Consider the following 19,787-nt stretch of genomic DNA (forward strand, 5'->3'; position numbering starts at 1 on the left):
TTAATAAAAGTTTTCTAAATGACTAAAAAAACGCTCTTATTTTTCATCATAATTTTCACCAGTTTTGGTATTAAATCTTTTGCACAAAAGGAAAAATTGAATGAAAAAATCGAAACTAAAAATATTGTAGAAATGTTAGATGGTTTTAATAAAGCCGCAGGTTCAGCAGATTTTAAAAAGTATTTCGACTATTATGATGCAGATTCTTATTTCATGGGAACGGACGCTACAGAACGTTGGAATAAAAAAGAATTTATGGTTTGGGCAAAACCATTTTTCGATAAAGGAAAAGCCTGGAATTTCACCGCAATCAAAAGAAATATTTATTTTTCACCGAACGGAAAAATGGCTTGGTTTGATGAACTTTTAAGCACTCAAATGAAAATTTGCCGTGGATCTGGTGTTTTAGAAAAAACAAAATCTGGCTGGAAAGTAAAGCAATATGTTCTCTCCATTACCATTCCAAATTCGCTGTCAGAAGATATTACAATTTTAAAAGCACCGATAGAAGACAGTTTAATAGAAAAATTAACAAAATAAAAAATGATTTCAAATCAAAAAAATACAGTTTTTACCAAGAGAATAAAACCAAATCTCTCGATTCCACAAATCATAAATATGAGCATGGGATTTTTAGGAATTCAAATGGCATTCGGATTACAGAATGGAAACGCAAGTAGAATTCTTGCAAATTTGGGAGCAAATGTTGACCAATTATCCTGGTTTTGGCTGGTTGCACCAGTTACGGGTCTAATTGTTCAACCAATTATTGGTCATATGGGCGATAATACCTGGAGTCCACTTGGACGGAGAAAACCTTATTTTCTAATTGGAGCGATTCTTTGTGCGGTCGGTTTGGTTTTCCTGCCAAATGCTGCTTCTGTTAATGCGATGATTGGCGCAAGTGTTTTACTTTTAGCCGTTATTTTCCTCGCAATGATGGATCTTTCCGTTAATATTGCAATGGAACCTTTTCGCGCTTTGGTTGGTGATATGTTACCTAAACATCAAGGAACAATTGGTTTTTCTGTGCAAACTATTTTGATAGGAATTGGAGCTGTGATTGGTTCAGAAATGCCAAATTGGTTGACAAAACTGGGAGTTTCAAATGTCGCGCCCGAAGGTTTTGTAGCCGATAACGTTATTTATGCTTTTTATGTTGGCGCAGGAGTTTTAATGATTTCCATTTTATACACCATTTTTACGACAAAAGAATATTCCCCAAGAGAATTTGCAGAATTTGCAGGAGATGAAAGTATTGCAGAACCATCAAAATTTTCTGAAATGTTTAAGGATTTTGCGAAGATCCCGCCATTAATGAAAAAACTGGGAATTGTACAGTTCTTTTCCTGGTTCGCACTTTTCACCATGTGGGTCTTTACTACAACTGCCTTAGCAACCCACACTTTTGGATTGTCTCCTGAAGATACAAAATCACTGGAATTTAATAAAGCAGGTGATTTAACAGGGCATTTATTTGGACTTTATAATCTATTTGCAATTCCTTTCGCATTTTTATTAACACCAATTGCCAAACTTATTGGTAAGAAGCAAACGCACGCTTTGGCTTTATTTTGTGGTGGTTTAGGTTTAATTTCCATGTTTTTTATTAAAGATTCCGGGATGCTTTGGATTTCTATGGTCGGTCTTGGTTTCGCCTGGGCAAGTATTTTAGCGATGCCTTATGCCATGTTAATTGATGCAATTCCTACAAGAAAGATGGGCGTTTATATGGGAATATTTAATTTCTTTATTGTTATTCCACAAATCATTAATGGTATTTTTGGTGGACCAATTGTGAAAAACTTATTCGGAAATATGGCAATGGATTACGTTGTAGTTGGTGGAGTTTGTATGCTCATTGCCTCGGCGATCACAATGTTTTTGATTCAAAATGATGAGAATGAATCGACAAAAGAATTGCAGGAAGAAATTCAGCAGATTCATTTTTAAAAAAAGCTTAAATAATTTTAAAGTCCTGATTTTTCGTCAGGACTTTTTTTTTTGAAATGAGTTTTAAGAATTAATTTTTGTTTTAAATAAGTGATTTTTTTCATACGATAATTGAATGGTTTCTTACCTTATGTCAACAATAAGTCGTTTTTTTTATTATAATTTTACAATTATAAAATACTAAAAATCATGAAAACAGTTTTTCACAAATCAAATACAAGAGGTGGACAAAATCACGGATGGCTAAAATCATTTCACAGTTTTTCATTTGCCAACTTTTACGATCCTTCGAAAATGAATTTTGGAGCCTTAAGAGTTTTAAATGACGATACTGTAGAAAAAGGAATGGGTTTCGGACAACATGGCCATGCTAATATGGAGATCATTACCATTCCGATTTCCGGGAATTTGGCGCACAAAGATTCTATGGGAAATTCAGGAACGATTCAAAAAGGTGAGATTCAGATTATGAGTGCCGGAACTGGTATTCAACATTCAGAATTTAATGGAAGTAAAGAAAATCCTGTAGAATTTTTTCAAATTTGGGTGGTTCCAAACAAACAAAATGCAGAGCCGCGATATGATCAGTTTAAAATTTCAGATCAGGCTAAAATTAATGATTTTCAACAAATAATTTCGCCAAATAAAGATGATGCAGGAAGTTGGATCAATCAGGATTCATGGTTTAATCTACTAACTACGAACGAATTGACACATAAAAAATATAATTTAAATAAAGCAGAAAATGGCATTTATATTTTTGTAATTTCGGGCTCTGCAAAAATCGGCGATCAAACTTTAGAACAAAGAGATGCTGTTGGAATTTGGGAAGTTGAAAGTTTTGAAATTAAAGCCGCAGAAAATTCGGAGATCCTTTTGATTGAAGTTCCGATGAATATTTAAAAAACATCAAAATTAACGATAAATCGCCTTTTAAATTTAGATTTTACTTTAAATCAAAATTTAAAAAGCTACAAAAAAAACAAATAAAGTAATAAATAATAAATTATGAAAATAATAGCATTCGCCGGAAGTAATTCTGAAACATCTGTAAATAAAAAATTAATTCATTTCGCAGCGACTTATTTTGATGGTCATGAAGTCGAAGTTTTAGATTTAAATAATTATGAAATGCCCATTTATAAGCCGGAACGCGAAGCCGCAGGACTTCCACAACTGGCCCTGGATTTCGCAGCGAAAATCGACTCTTCTGATTTAATCTTAATGTCTTTGGCAGAATATAATTCAACTTACACAACAGCTTTTAAAAATGTTTTTGACTGGATTTCCCGAGTTAAAGACCGTAAACATTTTGGTGAAAAACCAATGTTTTTGATGACAGCAGCGCCGGGACCTGGTGGTGGAAAAAACGTAATGGAAGCATTTTTAAAACGCGCACCATTTAGCGGAACAACGGTTTTAGAGAATTTTATTTTACCTAAATTCAAAGATAATTTTGAAGAAGGAAAAGGGATTACAAATCCTAAATTAAAGACAGAATTTGAGCAAAAAATTGAAAGTGTAAAATCGCAGGTAAAATAATTTTTTAAATTTAAATCAGATTAGTTTTCAGATTATTTAAATAAATCTTATTTTTGCAAAACGAAAACACTCAACATTTGAAAAAGTTAATGCTTATTTTCACAAAACAACTTTTCCATGAAAATGGAGTCAAAATAAGCACCGATAAATAGTAAAAAGCCGACGCCTAAAAGTGTCGGCTTTTTTATTTAAATCAACTGAAAGAATTTGTTTTAGGACAACTTAAAAAATATAAAATATGAGCAATACTTATAAATCCGCCGGCGTCGATAAAGAAGAAGGCTACAAAACGGTTGACAAAATAAAATCGGCCGTGGCTGAAACGCATAATAAAAATGTTCTTAATAATCTTGGAAGTTTTGGTGCGTTTTACGAAATTGGAAATTATAAAAATCCCGTTTTGGTTTCGGGAACAGATGGCGTAGGAACGAAGTTAAAAATTGCTTTAGACACAAAAAATTACGACTCTATCGGCATTGATTGTTTCGCAATGTGCGCAAATGATATCGTTTGTCATGGTGCAAAACCACTATTTTTTCTTGATTATTTGGCTTGTGGAAAATTAGATTCTAACGTTGCTGCAGAAATTGTTTTAGGAATGGTGAAAGCCTGCAAAGACAATGAATGCGCTTTAATTGGTGGTGAAACGGCGGAAATGCCTGGAATGTATAAGGATGGTGATTACGATGTTGCAGGATTCTGTGTCGGAATTGTTGAGAAAGAAAATATTATTGATGGTTCAAAAATCAAATCTGGCGATGTGATTATTTGTTTGCCAAGTTCAGGTTTTCATTCTAATGGATTTTCTTTGGTAAGAAAAATTTTCCCGGATTTTAATGAAACTTTTGAAGGAAAACCACTTTTCGAAACTCTTTTAGTGCCAACAAAACTCTATTATCAGGATATTAAAAAGTTATCTGACAAAGTAGAAATTAGCGGAATTGCACACATTACTGGCGGCGGAATTATCGAAAATATCCCAAGAATTATTCCTGAAGGTTTGTGTGCAAAAATTGAAATCGACAAGATAGAAATTCCAAGCATCATGTTGGAATGCGAAAAACGCGGAAATATTGAACGACATGAAATGTTTGGAACGTTTAATATGGGCGTCGGAATGGTCGTTGTTGTTGATGAAAGTTTAGCTAATCAGGTTTTAGAAATTTTACCGGAAACTTATATAATTGGTGAAATCGTAGAAAATGACGAGAAATTTATTTTAAATTAATGAAAAATATTTGCATTCTACTTTCAGGTTCGGGAACCAATCTTCAAAATATTGCAGAGTGTATTTCTAACGGTGAAATTGAAAATGCTGAGATCAATTTAGTAATTGCAGATCGAGATTGTTTTGGTTTAGAACGCGCTCAAAATTTAGGTTTAAAATCAGTTTTAATTAAAAAAGGGAAAAATTTCACCGAAAACTTAGTAAATGAAATTCCAGAAAATATCGATTTGATTGTTTTGGCCGGATTTCTTTCCATTTTAAATAAAGAATTTTTCACTCAAATCTCTATTCCAATTATCAATATTCATCCATCATTATTACCAAAATTTGGTGGAAAAGGAATGTGGGGAAATCACGTTCACGAAGCGGTAATTACCGAAAACGCAACTGAAAGTGGCGCAACTGTTCATTATGTAACTGAAGAAGTAGACGCCGGAAATATTATTTTACAAAAATCTGTTCAAATTTCCGAAGGCGAAACTGCTGAAACTTTAGCCGAAAAAATTCATAAAATAGAATATGAAATTTTTCCGCAAGCCATTAATTTAATCTTAAAAAAATTACAAAACACTTGAAATTATTAAATATGAAAAAACTGTATTATTTTCTTTTCTTTTTAATTTCACTTTCTACTTTAAAAAGTCAAAATAAAACTTTAAAATTTGACCATAATTATATCGACTCAGAAAACCATTGGATCACTGTCAAAAACGATAAGACACCCGGACAGATTTTTTTCGCATACCTTTATTTTGATGAAAGTGGTGGGGGATATTCACTTAGATCTTTGGGTTCATTTAATTATGATAACGAAAAAATTTCTGATATTAAAAAGTCTGATAATGAAAAATCAGCAAATATTATGAGAGTTCCAAATGCTAAAATTGCCTTTGGATGGTTAGATAATTTTCAAGTTAAAGATTTAGGTTTACCTGAAGTACCTTTATATATGAAAGTGTATAATTCAATAGATGATAAAAATGAAAAAATAGTTGAAAGAGCGAGTTCGATGAATGGCTTAGGTGACAGTAAAAATGCGGTAGCACAATTACAGAAAGTTTACGACAATAAGTTTAAAAGTAAAAAATTATATTTTGAGATGGCTTATGCACTGAACGCATTAGGAAATTTTGAAATGGCAAAAAAAATTGCTGAAGAAGCATTAACAAATAATTTTAAGGATGAATTTATTGATAAGGAATATTTATACGCTCTGATACATTCTAATAATCTTGAAATTGCAGATCAATTTTTGAAAAAAAATATTTCTGAAATCAAAAGTCCTATAAACAGGGAAGAATCAATAGTTAATATTTTAAATTTTGCTTCAAAAAATAAACAAACTGTAATATTTAATTATTGGCTAAAATTTTATTACGGTGAATTTTCAAACAATGGAAAATATAAAGATGCCGTTAAAAAATTTGAATCTGATATAAATCAAAAATAAAATATTTAAAAATATCACATTCTGTCCAAAAAAATATTTATGAAAAAAAGAGTTCTAATTTCCGTTTCCGATAAAAGCAATTTAATAGAGTTTGCTCAATTTTTAGAAAGTAAAAATTACGAAATTATTTCGACTGGCGGCACTTTCAAACATTTAAAAGAAGCGGGTTTAAAACCCATTCAAATTGATGAAATAACAGAATTTCCGGAAATGTTAGACGGAAGAGTGAAAACTTTACATCCAAAAATTCATGGCGGTTTATTGGCTTTAAGAGAAAATTCTGAACACATGAAAACTATTGAAAACCATGAAATTGGTTTAATTGATATGGTAATTGTGAATCTTTATCCGTTTTTTGAAAATGCTGGTAGTGAAAAATCTTTAGCAGAAAAAATCGAATTTATTGATATTGGCGGCCCTTCAATGTTACGTTCTGGTGCGAAAAACTTTAAAGATGTTGTGGTTTTGACAGGTGTTAAAGATTATGATTTAATTCAAAAGGAAATGGAAAACGGCGAAGTTTCTTTTGAAACTAAAAAGAAATTAGCTGGAAAAGTTTTTAATTTAACTTCAGCTTACGACGCTGCGATTTCTAAAATGTTGTTAGAAGAAGAATTTCCTCAGTATTTAGAAGCGTCTTATAAGAAAGTTTCAGATTTAAGATACGGCGAAAATCCACATCAAAAAGCGGCATATTATGTTTCAACTGTTGAAAATGGCGCGATGAAAGATTTCGAAATTTTAGGCGGTAAAGAATTGTCATTTAATAATTTAAGAGATTTAGATCTTTGCTGGAAAGTGGTGAATGAATTTAAAAATGAAATGGTTTGTTGCGCTGTAAAACATTCTACACCTTGCGGCGTTGCCGTTGGAAATTCTGAATTAGAAACTTACAAAAAAGCCTTCGAATGCGACCCAATGTCAATCTTCGGTGGAATTGTAGGTATGAATTTTAAAGTTAATGCAAAAACTGCAGAAGAATTAAACAAAACATTTTTAGAAATAGTTGCGGCGACAGATTTTGACGATGACGCTTTAGAAATATTAAAAAAGAAAAAAAATCTTCGAATTATTAAAATTAAAAATACGGTTTCAGATGCGCAAACCTGGGTGAAAATAGATGGCGGAATGCTGGTTCAATCTGCAGACAATCAGTTTTCTGAAGATATAAAATGTGTTACAGAAACTCAACCAACAGAAACGCAAAAATCTGCGTTACTTTTTAGCCAAAGAATTGTAAAATACGTAAAATCCAACGCCATTGTCGTTTCAAACGGAACACAGGCTTTGGGAATTGGAGGCGGACAAGTCAACCGAATCTGGGCAACAGAACAAGCAATTTCCAGAGCGAAAGAAAAATTTTCCGGCGATTTAGTTTTAGCATCTGATGCATTTTTTCCATTTAGAGATGTTGTAGATTTTTGTGCAAAAGAGGGAATTACCGCAATTATTCAGCCCGGAGGTTCTATGAAAGATTCAGAATCGATCGAAGCAGCCGACGAACATAAAATTCCAATGCTTTTCACCGGAATGCGTCATTTTTTCCATTAAAATTAATTAGAAAAATTTGAGTTAAAAATTTGAGCACCATTCTTTAAAAACCTAAATTTGCAAATTAAAATATTAAGATTTCATTTAAGTAATTGCAAAAAAATCTCTTTGAAAAACAGAGTTAAAGCGACTACTTAGAGAAATAACATTTAAAACTACTTATGAAAATATTAATCGTCGGAAACGGCGCACGCGAATCTGCGCTCGGCGTAAAACTACAGGAAGACAAAAGAATCTCTAAAATATTTTTTGCAAAAGGAAATGCAACTACAGATAATATCGGTCAGAATTATTTTGAAAGCGACATTGTTTCACTTCGAAATTTAGCAATTCAAGAAAATATAGATTTAACGATCGTTGGACCTGAAGCGCCTTTAGTAGATGGAATCGTGGATGATTTTCGCAAACACGATCTGAAAATTTTTGGAGCAACAGCAAGATGTGCAAAACTTGAGGGAAGCAAAGCTTACTCTAAAAAGTTCATGCAGACTTACAATATAAAAACGGCAAAAGCACAAGTTTTTGAAGCGTATCACGATGCAATCGCTTATGTGAAAAACCACGATTATCCTTTGGTGATCAAAGCCAGCGGTTTGGCAGGTGGAAAAGGAGTTGTGGTTTGCGAAGATGTTTTGGAAGCCAACGCGACTATTCACAAATTTATGATTGACAGAATTTACGGTGATGCCGGAATTCAGCTCGTGATCGAAGATTTTTTAGAAGGTTACGAAGTTTCAATTATTGCTTTTTCAAACGGTCAAAAATTATTTCCATGTATTCCTGCGAAAGATTATAAAAAAGCCGGGAAAGGCGAAACCGGTGCAAATACCGGTGGAATGGGTTCCGCGGCGCCAAGTCCGGAGTGGACTGCTGAAAATCAAATCGACTTTGAAAAAAATATTCTTGAACCAACTATTTTTGGTTTGCAGGAGAAAAATTTAAATTTCCGCGGCTTTATATTTTTTGGTTTAATGGTCACAAAAAATGGCTGCTATTTACTGGAATACAATATGCGTCTTGGTGATCCTGAAACGCAGGTTTTAATGGCACTTTTAGAAAATAATTTGGTAGATACTATAGAATCCTGCTTAAATGGTGATGATGTCGAGCTTAAATTTTCTGATAAAAAAGCCGTTTGTTTGGTCATTTGTTCCGGCGGTTATCCGCAAAACTACGAAACTGGCTTCGAGATAAAAGGCACAGATAAAGTGGAACATTCCACCTTGCTTTTTGCAGGTGCTTCCCGCGAAGCAAAACGTATCGTGACGAGTGGTGGCCGCGTTCTAAGTCTCGTAGCAACTGGCGATTCTTTCGACGAAGCTCGTGATAAAGTTTATGCAGATGCGCTTCCGATACATTTCGACTACGCTTATTACCGCGACGATATTGGTAAATTTTAAAAAACTAAAGACGTAATTATTTGCGTCTTTTTTTTATATTTTTAGGAGCCGGGAACCTGCTATCCGCTGTATCTTTTTTATAATTTTTTAAATTTTCTACAAGTTCTAAAAAAATATAAAAAAGGATGCCGCTTCTATCAGGGCTAGTTACAGGTTTAGCTTCTTTTTAAATTTAAATTTTAAAAACTAATGTGCTCTAATGTTCGCTAATTTTCAGCATAAAAATAATACTAATGTGTTAAAAATGTAATTTCATATTTCAACAACTCAACAACTTAACAACTCAACAACTTCAAACCATGCAAAACGGTATATTAATTTTAGATTTCGGCTCACAATACAACCAATTGATTGGCAGAAGAATCCGTGAGATGGAAGTTTACTCAGAAATAATTCCTTTCAATACACCATTAGAAGAAATTTTAGCAAAAAAACCTGCAGGAATAATTCTTTCCGGCGGACCAAGTTCTGTCAATTCTGAAACGGCGAATTTAATTCCCAAAGAATTATTGGAATCTGGTATTCCGGTTTTAGGAATTTGCTACGGAATGCAATTGATCACTCATCTTTTAGGAGGAAAAGTATCGCGCGGAACAAAAGGCGAATACGGCAAAGCAGAATTAGAAATTACGGAAAACTGTGCTTTATTTGAGGGCGTTTCCAACAATTCCGTCGTTTGGATGAGCCATTTTGATGAAGTTGAAACCGTTCCGGAAAATTTTGAAGTCAACGGAAAATCCGGCGTTATTGCAGCAATCAGTAATTTAGAAAAAAATCTCTACGGAATTCAGTTTCATCCGGAAGTAACGCACACAGAAGAAGGCGGAAAGATGTTAACCAATTTTGTTTTCAACATTTGTAAAGCTGAGAAAAACTGGTTTTTAACGAATTACATTGAAAAAACAATTGACGAAATTAAAGAAAAAGTGGGCGATCAAAAAGTCATTCTTGGACTTTCCGGCGGTGTTGATTCTTCTGTTGCAGCAGTTCTAATTCACAGAGCAATTGGTGATCAATTGACCTGTATTTTTGTTGACACTGGTTTATTAAGAAAAGATGAGGATAAAAAAGTAATGAAAAACTACGGCGATCATTTTAATTTAAACATTAAATTAATCGATGCTTCCGAACGGTTTTTAACCAATTTAAAAGACATTTCAGATCCTGAACAAAAACGAAAAATTATTGGAAATGAATTTGTTGCCGTTTTCGACGAAGAATCCCACAAAATTAAAGGTGCAAAATTTTTAGCGCAAGGAACGATTTATCCGGATGTAATTGAAAGTCAGTCGGTAAAAGGACCTTCTGCGGTTATAAAATCGCATCATAATGTTGGCGGTTTGCCGGAAGAAATGGGCTTTGAATTAGTTGAGCCTTTGCGTGAGTTATTTAAAGATGAAGTAAGAAAAGTAGGCGAGGAATTGGGAATTCCGCATCACTTGGTTTATCGTCATCCATTTCCAGGTCCAGGTTTAGGAATCAGAATTTTGGGCGCGGTTGATGAAGAAAAAGTGAAAATCCTTCAGGAAGCAGACGATATTTTCATAGAAGAATTATACAAACATGACCTTTACGAAAAAGTGTCACAGGCTTTTGTGGTTTTACTTCCAGTGAAATCTGTCGGCGTAATGGGCGATGAGCGAACTTACGAATACACCGCAGTTGTTCGTTCGGCAAATACAATTGATTTTATGACTGCAACCTGGTCCAGATTGCCTTACGATTTTTTAGATTTAATTTCCAGCAGAATTATCAATGAAGTAAAAGGTATCAATAGAGTAGCGTATGATATTTCGAGCAAACCGCCAGCAACTATTGAGTGGGAATAATTACTTTTTGATTTACAAAAAAGCTACAATATATTCAAACTTTGCAGCCCGACTTGAGTGGAAATCCTTTTTTTGCATTTATAAAAAAAAGATTGGGAACGGAAGGCGGAAATGTCTGCCCAAAAAAATATCAAATTAGCTTTCGAGGTTATTAAATGTCTGCCCGGAAAATAATATTAAAAATTTTAAACGAGTTAAATTCTATTCAAAAAAATCCTAATTTTTTCCGCCGCCGCTTTCTTTTTCTACATCGGTTTTTGTACTTTCTTTTACTTTTTGATTCCCAAAACGTTTTACAATAGCGATTGAGAAACCGTGGTAATCAACTTCTGTTCTGTTTCTAAAAGTACCGATTGGCGCAAATGTAGTTTGATCAAAACTTAATTTTCTAAAAGGATTGATGAGTCTTAAAGTGCCTTCTAAGCCTAAATCCTTAAATATTTTCGTTGCCGAAATATTATGAAAAACACTCGGTTTGTTAGAAAAAGAGTTTCCATTATTTGGTGTGAAAAGCGTAAAAAATGCGTTTACGTTGATATCTTTATTGAATAAATTGGTATAAGAAAAGTTGGAAGAAGCGTTGAAATTTGTGAAATAATTTTGTCGGTTCAGGTTATTTTTTTGGTTAAAATCGCTTACATCATTATAATCTAAACCAACATTGAGATTGACGTTCAGTTTATTTTTAAAAAAAGTTTGATTTGTATTAAAATTTAAAGAATAGCGCAAAGATTTTCCATCAAAATTCACAGGCTGAGAAATAGTTTTTCCATCTTCTTTAAGATAAGTATTCCAAAAATCCTGATTCGTAAAAGAATAATTGGCCGAAAGGAAATATTTTTTAAACAGACCTAATTTTAAACCAATTCTGTCACTTGGATTAGGTTGAATATCAATATTTCCGCGATAAAATGTGCCATCATCGCTTGGTAATAAAAACGGATTAAATTCTGAATAATAAGGACGAAACAGATAATGATTATAAGTCGCACTTAAATTATAATTGTCAGAAAATGAGTATTTTAAAAGTAAATTAGGCAGTAAAACACCGTAAGAATCTGTTCGCGCAATATTACCAACATCTTGTTTTATTTTAAAATTAATGTATTCGTAACGCAATCCTACGCGGGTCTCAAGTTTTTTGAAATAGGTTTTTGAAAAGTTGATATAAAGCGAATTTAAATTTTCCTGGTAATGGAAATTATTACTTCGTAATGCATCAAAAACAAAAGCGTTGTTTGATAAATTTAGATAATCGTATGGAATTGCATTATTTCTAAAATCAATTTTCCCCCCAAATTCCAGCTGGCTTTGATTTTCAGCTTTGCCCAACGGTTGAGAATAATCTGCTTTTAAATAATATTCCCGATTTTCATTATTAGCCAAAATACTACTGCCGGTCGGGATTGGGCTATCACTGTTCGTCAAAATACGGTTGTTTGTATCCACAGTAGAATCGTAATTAAAACCTAAATTTAGATCTAAGATTTTATTTTTTTCTTTATCATAATATTTATAGAAAAGGTTATTGCCAAGATTGCGATTGAAGCCTTCTAAATTTTGATTTTGAATATAAGAACTTTGTAAAATATTATTTAATGTCGTATTTCCCAAAGCATTGGAGAAGGCATTTCGGTTGTATTGCGAAAATTCAACAATTAAACCAACCGTGTTTTTATCATTTAATTCCAATTCTGAAGAAGAAGAAAAAGATGGCGATTTTCCTCTCTCTTCACCTTCTGTCAAAATTTTAGTCAGTAAATTAGTATCATAAAAAAAATTCTCATTTTCGTTTTTAGAAATCCTCGTATTGTCGCCATAACTACCACTAAAAGATTGGGTAAAATTTGACTTATGGTAATTAATATTTAAATTCGAGTACTGAGAATTTTTGGCATTTTGGGTATTGTTTGCTGTAAAACTTCCCTTAAAACCTTCATTCGTTAATTTTTTTAAAACAATATTTATCACTTCGCCCGTAGTTTCATACTTCGCCGAGGGACTTGTGATAACTTCAATTTTCATGAGATTTTCCGCTGGAATGGTTTTTAAATATTCCTTTAAATCTTTTCCTGTAAAGATGGATTTTCTATCGTTTATGTAAACCGTCACATTTTCACCTTCCGCTTTCATCACATCATTATTATCAATACTAACGAGTGGAGTCATCTGAAGAATTTCCCAGGACGTATTTCCCGCCAAAATTGAACTGTTCGCCACATTAAAAATCGTTCGGTCTGCCTTGCTTTCCACAGTTGCTTTTTTGGCAATTATCGTAACCGCTTCAATTTCTTTCGATTTGACAGTATCTTTGGTTTGAGCCACAAATAAGGTTCCCAACAGCATTCCCAAACCGGAAAAGAGTAATTTCATGTAATTGTTTTCTATTAGACAATCAAAAAGAAACAAACGTTACATCTAAAAATTGAATTTTTTACAAACATTTGATTTTGAAATATCTAAATTTCCTTAATTTTGTTTTTAAACTTTTACAATTTTGCTTCAAAACTCACAATTAAAACTAAAACGAACTGCCACTTTAATTTCTATCCTCTCAAAGTATGGGTTTAAAGATGTTTTAGCGAGAATGAATGTTCAAAATAATGAACAAATCGTTCCCGATGAAGTTTTTAATAAATCCGTTTACGTTCGTATCAGAATGGCTTTGGAAGAATTGGGACCAACTTTTGTGAAGTTCGGACAGGCTTTCGCAGGTCGGGAAGATTTGTTGCCTGCAGAATTAATTGCTGAACTTCAAAAATTACAGGATAATGTAAATCTCGATGATCTCGATTTAGAAACTGTTTTAACAGAAAATCTTGGTGAAAATTATCAGGATTATTTTTCAGAGATTTCTCATCAACCTTTGGCATCGGCTTCTATCGCGCAGGTTTATTTAGCTAAATTAATTTCTGGCGAAAAAGTGGTGCTAAAAGTAAAGCGTCCAAAAATTGACAAAATGATCAAAGGTGATTTGCTTTTGATGAAAGATTTGGTTAAAGTTTTAAACCAGTATTTTGAATTTGCCGAGAATTTAAATTTAGAACAAGGTATCAATACTTTTGAAAAATCTCTCTTGCAGGAATTATCTTTCGTTAATGAACGTGAAAACATCGAACGTTTTGCGAAAAACTTCAAAGATGATTCCCGCACAATTGTTCCCAAAGTTTATCCAAATTTATCCAATAACGATGTGCTTTGTCTGGAATTTATTGATGGCTTTAAGATCACAGATTTTGCCTCAATTGAGAAAAATAATTTAAGCGCCTCAAAATTAGCGGAAGAATGTTTACAACTTTTTTTAGCACAAATTTTAGAACATGGATTTTTCCACGCTGATCCGCACGCAGGAAACATTTTGGTAACAAAAGAAGGTAAAATTATTTTCATCGATTTTGGTGCAACTGGAACTATTTTTCCATCTGACAGAGCATTTTTAGAAGATTTAATTATAAATTTAATTCTAAAAAATGTAGATCAACTCGTTGTTAATTTAAAGAAAGTCGCCATAAAATTTGAGATTAAAGACGAGAAAAAATTAAAAGATCAAATTTTAGAAATTTTAAATTTGGTTGATTCCAATTCTTTAAAAGATCTTAAATTGGAAATTTTAATAGAAAAATTCCAATCAATTTTATTTGAAAATAAGATCATCATGCCCGATTATTTTATTTTACTTTTTAAAGGTGTTACTTTAATTGAAGGCGTTGGAAGACTTTTAAATCCCGAGATGGACGTTATCAAAAGTGCGCAACCTTACATTTCAAAAATAATGTTGCAGCGTTTGGATCCAAAATATTTATTTGAGAAAGGACTTCAGAAACTAACAGAATTTCAAAATAATCTGCAAAATATTCCGGTTGAATTTCGAAGTGTTTTATCCAATTTAAATGAAGGAAATCTGACTTTTAAAACAAAAAGCGAAGAATTAAAAACCACCAATTTAATTATTAAACAAAGTGTGATTAATGTCGTTTTGGCTTTTGTTTTAGGAACAAATATTATTGCAACAGCACTAATCTTAACTTCAAATTTAAAACCTGTCCTTTTCGGAATGCCACTTTTGGCAGTTTTAGGATTTCTATTTTCTGCAATTTTAGGATTTATTTTAACTTTAAGATTATTAAAAAGATAAAGATTAAACGCTATAATTTTTTAAAAATTTCTCTCGCAGATTTTGCAGATGACGCAGATTTTTCTCATTTAATCTGGAATTTTAATCTGCTTAATCTGGCAAATCCGCGTGAAATTTTAATAATAAAAACTTCCAAGGCTTAGTGTCTTTTTAGCCGTGATAAAATCCACTTAAAAATGAATTCTTTGTGACTTTGTGGTAAAAACTTCAGAGTTAAATCAAGAGTTTTTTTTCCACTTCCTTTGCTTATCTTTGCAAAATGGAAATAAAGACGTTTGCAGATTTTGATTTGCCTGTAAAAGTGTTAGATGTTTTAGCAGATGACAACTTGTTTGAACCGACACCGATTCAGAAAAAAAGTTTTAGCCACATTCTTTCCGGCAGAGATGTGATGGGAATTGCCCAAACAGGAACTGGTAAAACTTTGGCGTATTTACTTCCCGTTTTAAAACAATGGAAATACAACAAAGCCGGAAATCCAACGGTTTTGGTTTTGGTTCCAACACGTGAATTAGTCGTTCAGGTGGCAGGAATTTTAGAAAATTTAGCGCAAAATCTTACAGCAAGAGTTATCGGAATTTACGGTGGTAAAAATATTAATACCCAAAAATTATTATTTAAAGATGGTTGTGATATTTTAGTTGGAACGCCAGGAAGAGTAATGGATCTGGCGATTGACAATGCTATTTCTTTGCGTGAAGTGAAGCAATTAGTAGTTGATGAATTTGATGAAATGTTGAATTTAGGTTTCCGTCCGCAACTCACGCACATTTTCGAAATGATGAAAGAAAAAAGACAAAATATTCTTTTTTCTGCGACAATGACAGAAAATGTAGATGCAATGTTGGCTGAATATTTCCGTAATCCGATCGAACTTTCTTTGGCAAAATCCGGAACACCATTAGAAAAAATTGAACAGATTGCTTACAAAGTTCAAAATTTTAATACTAAAATAAATCTTTTAGAAAATTTATTACAGACCAATTCAGATTTATCTAAAATTCTGATTTTCTGTAATAATAAGAAACATGCCGATTATCTTTTTACCAAAATTGATGAAGTTTTCCCTGGCGAATTTGATGTTATTCACTCAAATAAATCTCAGAATTACCGTTTGCGAGCGATGAGAAATTTTGAAAGTGAAGATCTTCGTGGAATTATCACCACTGACATTATGGCGCGTGGACTTGATATTTCAAATATTACACACGTTATTAATTTTGAAATTCCGGAAATCCCTGAACAATATATTCACAGAATCGGTCGAACCGGTCGTGCTGAAAAAGACGGAATTGCATTTTCTTTTGTAACGCCGGATGAAGAAGCGAGAATTTTAGAAATTGAAGTTTTGATGAATAAAGAACTTCAAAATTCTGACGTTCCTGAAAATGTTGTCTTTAATCCTGTAAAAATTGCGTCTGAACAAGAAGAAGTTTTTATGAAAGACATCGCACCGGTAAAAATGTACGAAGGCGGTGGCGCATTTCACGAAAGAAAAGAGAAAAACAAAAAAATCAATCTTGGCGGACCAACAAAAAGAAATCCACCAAAAACGAAACCTTCAAATCGTGGTCAGGCAAAAGCGAAAGCGAAAAAGAAAAAATAAATTGAAAAAATTAGAATTATTTTAAATATGGCTCAATTTTCTTTGCCCATAATTTATAGCCTTCCGATTTCATATGTAGCATATCTTCCAAAAAAAGTTCCTTTCGAACTTTTCCATTTGAATCAGTCATCGCATTTGTAATATCAATATACTTAGAATTTTTTTCTTTGTTTAAAAAATTTTTTATTAATGCATTAGTTTTAAGCATTTTATTCCAGTACTTTGTGCGACTTGGCGAGTTTTTAATGGAAACAAAATCCACTTCAATTTTAGGATAATATTGTCTTATTTTTTTATAAAAGTTTTTAAATCTATTGAATACTTCAGTTGAAGTTACATTTTCGTCTGCTGCAAAATCATTTTCACCGCAATAGATCAGAATTTGTTTTGGATCGTAAGGTTTTACTAAATCATCTGCAAAATAATTTAAATCAAGTAGAGTAGAACCACCGAAACCACGGTTAATAATCGTTTTCGTTGGAAAATAATCTGACACATTCGTCCATTTCCTGAAAGAAGAACTTCCTATTAGAAGTATGGCATTTTTTGGCGGCGGATTTTGCGCATCTAAAGTTTTAAAATTTTGAATTTCATCTGTAAAAGCATGTTTTTCCTGAGCGTTATATATAATTGAACTCAAAAGTAAAAATAAAAATATCAGTTTTTTCATTATAAATTTAATTAAGATATAAACTTAACAAAAAAAAATCAACCTGAAAATTCCTCTCAGGCTGATTTTAAAATTATAAAAAACGAGATTAACAACTCATTTTTACAATTTTCTTTGCATTTTCTGGTGTCTGATTTTTGTGTTCGCCAACGCCATCCATTTTTTTTCAATAAAAGAATTTTTAATTTGATCAAAAATTAACTGTAATATTTAAATTTAGAAATATAATTTGTTTATACCTTAACGCCAAACATATAACCCACCAAAGCAGATAATACCATTGCAATTGTTCCCCAAATTGTAATTCTCAAAATAGCTTTCGGAATACTTGAACCACCCGTTTTTGCTGCCATTGTTCCTAATATAATTAAAAATATAATTGTTGCTCCGTATAACCAATATTCCATTCCTTTTACAGATGCAAAAAGAATTACTAAAAGCGGTAAAACTCCACCAACTGAAAAAGCGGCACCTGAAGCTAATGCTGCTTGAATGGGATTTGCCTGACTGATTTCATTGATGCCTAATTCATCTCTAATGTGAGCTTCCAATGCGTTGTTTTCTGTTAACTCAACGGCAACTTGCAATGCGGTTTCTTTTTTCAAACCTCTTTTTTCATAGATCTGTGCCAATATCTGCAACTCTTCTGCTGGCATATCTCGTAATTCTTGAATTTCTCTTTCAATATCTGCTTTTTCGGTATCGGTTTGAGAACTTACTGAAACATATTCTCCCGCAGCCATAGATAAAGCTCCCGCAACCAAACCCGCAACTGTAGCTAAAATTATAGGTTCTCTTGTTGAACTTGCTGCAGCTATACCAATCGCTAAACTTGAAATAGAAATGATACCATCGTTAGCACCCAAAACAGCTGCTCTTAACCAATTGCTTCTGTGAATATAATGGCTGTCTAAATAGTTATCAATGGTTATGGTTTTATTCATTTTTTGAAATTAGTAGTTGTTTTATTTTTGTTTTATTGTGAAAAATTTTATTAAATTGATTTATTTTAACTACAATTACAAATGTAAGTATTTGTTATTTAACTATTTGACATATGAATTTCTAATTTAAATAAACAAAAGCGCTTCCATTGAATCGCTTTTGTTTTTTTATTTTAATTTAGTTGATCTCTGACTTTTGTTAATCGTCGTCCTCTTGTTCTCCTCCTTGTTCACTTGCATTTTGAGTTGTATTTGATGCGATTTCTGTGTGACGTATTTGACCTCCAAGATAACCGGTTCGGGCTACTAAAACAAAACTAATGATTGCTAAAACCAAGGTTATTTTTGTCACTGATTTTGCAAAGGAATTTTTAATATACTCAAGATAAATACTTAGTAGTGAAGCAATTCCAACTGCTATTAATGCGATTAGTGCATACATTGCAAAATCTGAGTGTTGTTCAATCACATTTTCTGAAACGCCTGTTATATTTTCAACGGTTTCCTCGGCACTTTCTCCTGTAATATATGCTATTGCTGCGCCCAAAGCAGATATGATTAACATATAGTGTGCAGCAATCATGGTAGTACTGCTTTTTTTCCAAATACCAAATCCTAAAACTAAAGTTCCTAAAAGCGAACCAAATATTGGAAGATGTGTAATTAATAAGTGAATGTGCGTTTGATCCATTATTTCTATATTTTAAAGTGAATTAACTTTAATAAATTTTTCTCCGCTCGTCATTGAAATTCCACAGCGTTTTGGTGCTGTTGTTTCATACGTATTCCCACACGTTGGACAAACGAAATAAGTTGAAGCCAATGTATTTGTCGTATTATTGTTTAAAGCTGCTAATGCATTTTCATAAAATACTTTATGTTTTTTTTCTGTTTTGTACGCATAGTTTAAACTAATTAATGCCAATTGATTTCCTGCTGCATCGGCATCTTTTAGAAAATTAGGATACATCGTTGTAGCTTCGTAGGTTTCGCCTTTGATAGCAAATTCTAAGTTTTCTTTTGTAGATTGAACCTTAACATCAAGCACTGCAGGTTTACCGGCAACTCCCATTTCTTCTAAAACTGCTTTGTGATTGTTGGCGTGTATATTTTCTGCTAAAGAAGCTGCTTTGAACAGCAATGCAATTTCTTTATAACCTTCTTCATTGGCTTTTTTAGAAAACGCGGCGTAACGAGCGGTTGCGTTTGATTCTCCATTAAATGCATCTTGCATATTGGTGATTGTTTTTGCTTTTGCTTCTTCCATGGTCATTGTTTTTTGCGTTGAAGATTCTGTATTATTTGCTCCTTTTTCTGTTGGATTTTTCATTTCATTGCTGTTCTCATTTGCTTTGCTACAAGCGTTTGATGAAAAAACAGCAACCATAAAAAGACTTACTAAAACTATTTTTTTTTCGCTATGGCTAAAAAAATTATTTTCTGAATATTTCCGATTTAGTGATTTCATCATTTCTATAT

17 protein-coding genes are annotated in these 19,787 nt (G+C 32.5%); 12 read left to right on the forward strand and 5 right to left on the reverse strand.

Annotated elements, in window-relative coordinates; genetic code table 11:
- Positions 1-18: 18 nt before the first annotated feature.
- The 10 genes from BM238_RS03100 to guaA all read left to right on the forward strand — a co-directional run bounded on the left by BM238_RS03100 (position 19) and on the right by guaA (position 10,953).
- On the forward strand, positions 19-540 hold the full coding sequence (locus BM238_RS03100) for a nuclear transport factor 2 family protein (RefSeq protein WP_090078709.1): 522 nt from the start codon (positions 19-21) through the stop codon (positions 538-540).
- A 3-nt stretch (positions 541-543) separates the two neighbouring features.
- Entirely contained in the window at positions 544-1,953 is a 1,410-nt protein-coding gene (locus BM238_RS03105) for an MFS transporter (protein WP_090078710.1), read from the forward strand.
- Positions 1,954-2,142: 189 nt separating this feature from the next.
- Positions 2,143-2,856 carry a pirin family protein gene (locus tag BM238_RS03110; RefSeq protein WP_090078711.1) on the forward strand — a complete coding sequence of 238 codons (714 nt, stop codon included), beginning with the start codon at positions 2,143-2,145 and terminating at the stop codon, positions 2,854-2,856.
- Between the two features lie 105 nt (positions 2,857-2,961).
- A complete protein-coding gene (locus BM238_RS03115; RefSeq protein WP_090078712.1) occupies positions 2,962-3,495 on the forward strand; it encodes an NADPH-dependent FMN reductase in 534 nt (177 codons plus the stop codon).
- Between the two features lie 238 nt (positions 3,496-3,733).
- On the forward strand, positions 3,734-4,723 hold the full coding sequence (gene purM / locus BM238_RS03120; protein WP_090078713.1) for a phosphoribosylformylglycinamidine cyclo-ligase: 990 nt from the start codon (positions 3,734-3,736) through the stop codon (positions 4,721-4,723).
- A complete protein-coding gene (gene purN / locus BM238_RS03125) occupies positions 4,723-5,298 on the forward strand; it encodes a phosphoribosylglycinamide formyltransferase (RefSeq protein ID WP_090078714.1) in 576 nt (191 codons plus the stop codon). The genes purM and purN overlap by 1 nt, the downstream gene beginning before the upstream one ends.
- A gap of 11 nt (positions 5,299-5,309) precedes the next feature.
- On the forward strand, positions 5,310-6,173 hold the full coding sequence (locus BM238_RS03130; protein WP_143093341.1) for a tetratricopeptide repeat protein: 864 nt from the start codon (positions 5,310-5,312) through the stop codon (positions 6,171-6,173).
- Between the two features lie 39 nt (positions 6,174-6,212).
- Positions 6,213-7,724 (forward strand): bifunctional phosphoribosylaminoimidazolecarboxamide formyltransferase/IMP cyclohydrolase, encoded by a 1,512-nt coding sequence (purH, locus tag BM238_RS03135; protein ID WP_090078716.1) that lies wholly within the window; start codon positions 6,213-6,215, stop codon positions 7,722-7,724.
- Positions 7,725-7,885: 161 nt separating this feature from the next.
- A complete protein-coding gene (gene purD / locus BM238_RS03140) occupies positions 7,886-9,124 on the forward strand; it encodes a phosphoribosylamine--glycine ligase (RefSeq protein WP_090078717.1) in 1,239 nt (412 codons plus the stop codon).
- Between the two features lie 299 nt (positions 9,125-9,423).
- Positions 9,424-10,953: a glutamine-hydrolyzing GMP synthase gene (guaA, locus tag BM238_RS03145; protein WP_090078718.1), complete on the forward strand. Its 1,530-nt coding sequence runs from the start codon at positions 9,424-9,426 to the stop codon at positions 10,951-10,953.
- 216 nt (positions 10,954-11,169) lie between these two features.
- Here guaA and BM238_RS03150 read toward each other — a convergent pair whose 3' ends face one another.
- The gene (locus BM238_RS03150; RefSeq protein ID WP_090078719.1) at positions 11,170-13,326 is read right to left on the reverse strand and encodes an outer membrane beta-barrel family protein; all 2,157 of its coding nucleotides are present in this window, start codon (positions 13,324-13,326) and stop codon (positions 11,170-11,172) included.
- A gap of 124 nt (positions 13,327-13,450) precedes the next feature.
- On the opposite strand from BM238_RS03150, the gene BM238_RS03155 reads away from it, so the two are divergent.
- Positions 13,451-15,088, forward strand: a complete 1,638-nt coding sequence (locus BM238_RS03155; RefSeq protein WP_090078720.1) for an ABC1 kinase family protein — start codon at positions 13,451-13,453, stop codon at positions 15,086-15,088.
- A gap of 259 nt (positions 15,089-15,347) precedes the next feature.
- Positions 15,348-16,694 (forward strand): DEAD/DEAH box helicase, encoded by a 1,347-nt coding sequence (locus tag BM238_RS03160; RefSeq protein ID WP_090078721.1) that lies wholly within the window; start codon positions 15,348-15,350, stop codon positions 16,692-16,694.
- A 16-nt stretch (positions 16,695-16,710) separates the two neighbouring features.
- On the opposite strand, the gene BM238_RS03165 is transcribed toward BM238_RS03160, so the two are convergent.
- From BM238_RS03165 to BM238_RS03180, 4 genes are all read right to left on the reverse strand, one after another.
- Positions 16,711-17,364 (reverse strand): GDSL-type esterase/lipase family protein, encoded by a 654-nt coding sequence (locus BM238_RS03165; protein ID WP_090078722.1) that lies wholly within the window; start codon positions 17,362-17,364, stop codon positions 16,711-16,713.
- Between the two features lie 233 nt (positions 17,365-17,597).
- On the reverse strand, positions 17,598-18,308 hold the full coding sequence (locus tag BM238_RS03170; protein ID WP_090078723.1) for a VIT1/CCC1 transporter family protein: 711 nt from the start codon (positions 18,306-18,308) through the stop codon (positions 17,598-17,600).
- Positions 18,309-18,507: 199 nt separating this feature from the next.
- Positions 18,508-18,999, reverse strand: coding sequence for a DUF2231 domain-containing protein (locus tag BM238_RS03175; protein WP_090078724.1), 492 nt, complete (start codon positions 18,997-18,999; stop codon positions 18,508-18,510).
- A gap of 12 nt (positions 19,000-19,011) precedes the next feature.
- Positions 19,012-19,779, reverse strand: coding sequence for a rubrerythrin family protein (locus BM238_RS03180; RefSeq protein WP_221404919.1), 768 nt, complete (start codon positions 19,777-19,779; stop codon positions 19,012-19,014).
- Positions 19,780-19,787: the final 8 nt, after the last annotated feature.

This window comes from Halpernia frigidisoli, from assembly GCF_900113805.1.
GTDB classification, from domain to species: Bacteria; Bacteroidota; Bacteroidia; order Flavobacteriales; family Weeksellaceae; genus Halpernia; species Halpernia frigidisoli.

Coding starts and splice junctions, on each gene's coding strand:
- BM238_RS03100 (WP_090078709.1), top strand. CDS start 19: ATGACTAAAAAAACGCTCTTATTTTTCATCATAATTTTCACCAGTTTT.
- BM238_RS03105 (WP_090078710.1), top strand. CDS start 544: ATGATTTCAAATCAAAAAAATACAGTTTTTACCAAGAGAATAAAACCA.
- BM238_RS03110 (WP_090078711.1), top strand. CDS start 2,143: ATGAAAACAGTTTTTCACAAATCAAATACAAGAGGTGGACAAAATCAC.
- BM238_RS03115 (WP_090078712.1), top strand. CDS start 2,962: ATGAAAATAATAGCATTCGCCGGAAGTAATTCTGAAACATCTGTAAAT.
- purM (WP_090078713.1), top strand. CDS start 3,734: ATGAGCAATACTTATAAATCCGCCGGCGTCGATAAAGAAGAAGGCTAC.
- purN (WP_090078714.1), top strand. CDS start 4,723: ATGAAAAATATTTGCATTCTACTTTCAGGTTCGGGAACCAATCTTCAA.
- BM238_RS03130 (WP_143093341.1), top strand. CDS start 5,310: ATGAAAAAACTGTATTATTTTCTTTTCTTTTTAATTTCACTTTCTACT.
- purH (WP_090078716.1), top strand. CDS start 6,213: ATGAAAAAAAGAGTTCTAATTTCCGTTTCCGATAAAAGCAATTTAATA.
- purD (WP_090078717.1), top strand. CDS start 7,886: ATGAAAATATTAATCGTCGGAAACGGCGCACGCGAATCTGCGCTCGGC.
- guaA (WP_090078718.1), top strand. CDS start 9,424: ATGCAAAACGGTATATTAATTTTAGATTTCGGCTCACAATACAACCAA.
- BM238_RS03150 (WP_090078719.1), bottom strand. CDS start 13,326: ATGAAATTACTCTTTTCCGGTTTGGGAATGCTGTTGGGAACCTTATTT.
- BM238_RS03160 (WP_090078721.1), top strand. CDS start 15,348: ATGGAAATAAAGACGTTTGCAGATTTTGATTTGCCTGTAAAAGTGTTA.
- BM238_RS03165 (WP_090078722.1), bottom strand. CDS start 17,364: ATGAAAAAACTGATATTTTTATTTTTACTTTTGAGTTCAATTATATAT.
- BM238_RS03170 (WP_090078723.1), bottom strand. CDS start 18,308: ATGAATAAAACCATAACCATTGATAACTATTTAGACAGCCATTATATT.
- BM238_RS03175 (WP_090078724.1), bottom strand. CDS start 18,999: ATGGATCAAACGCACATTCACTTATTAATTACACATCTTCCAATATTT.
- BM238_RS03180 (WP_221404919.1), bottom strand. CDS start 19,779: ATGATGAAATCACTAAATCGGAAATATTCAGAAAATAATTTTTTTAGC.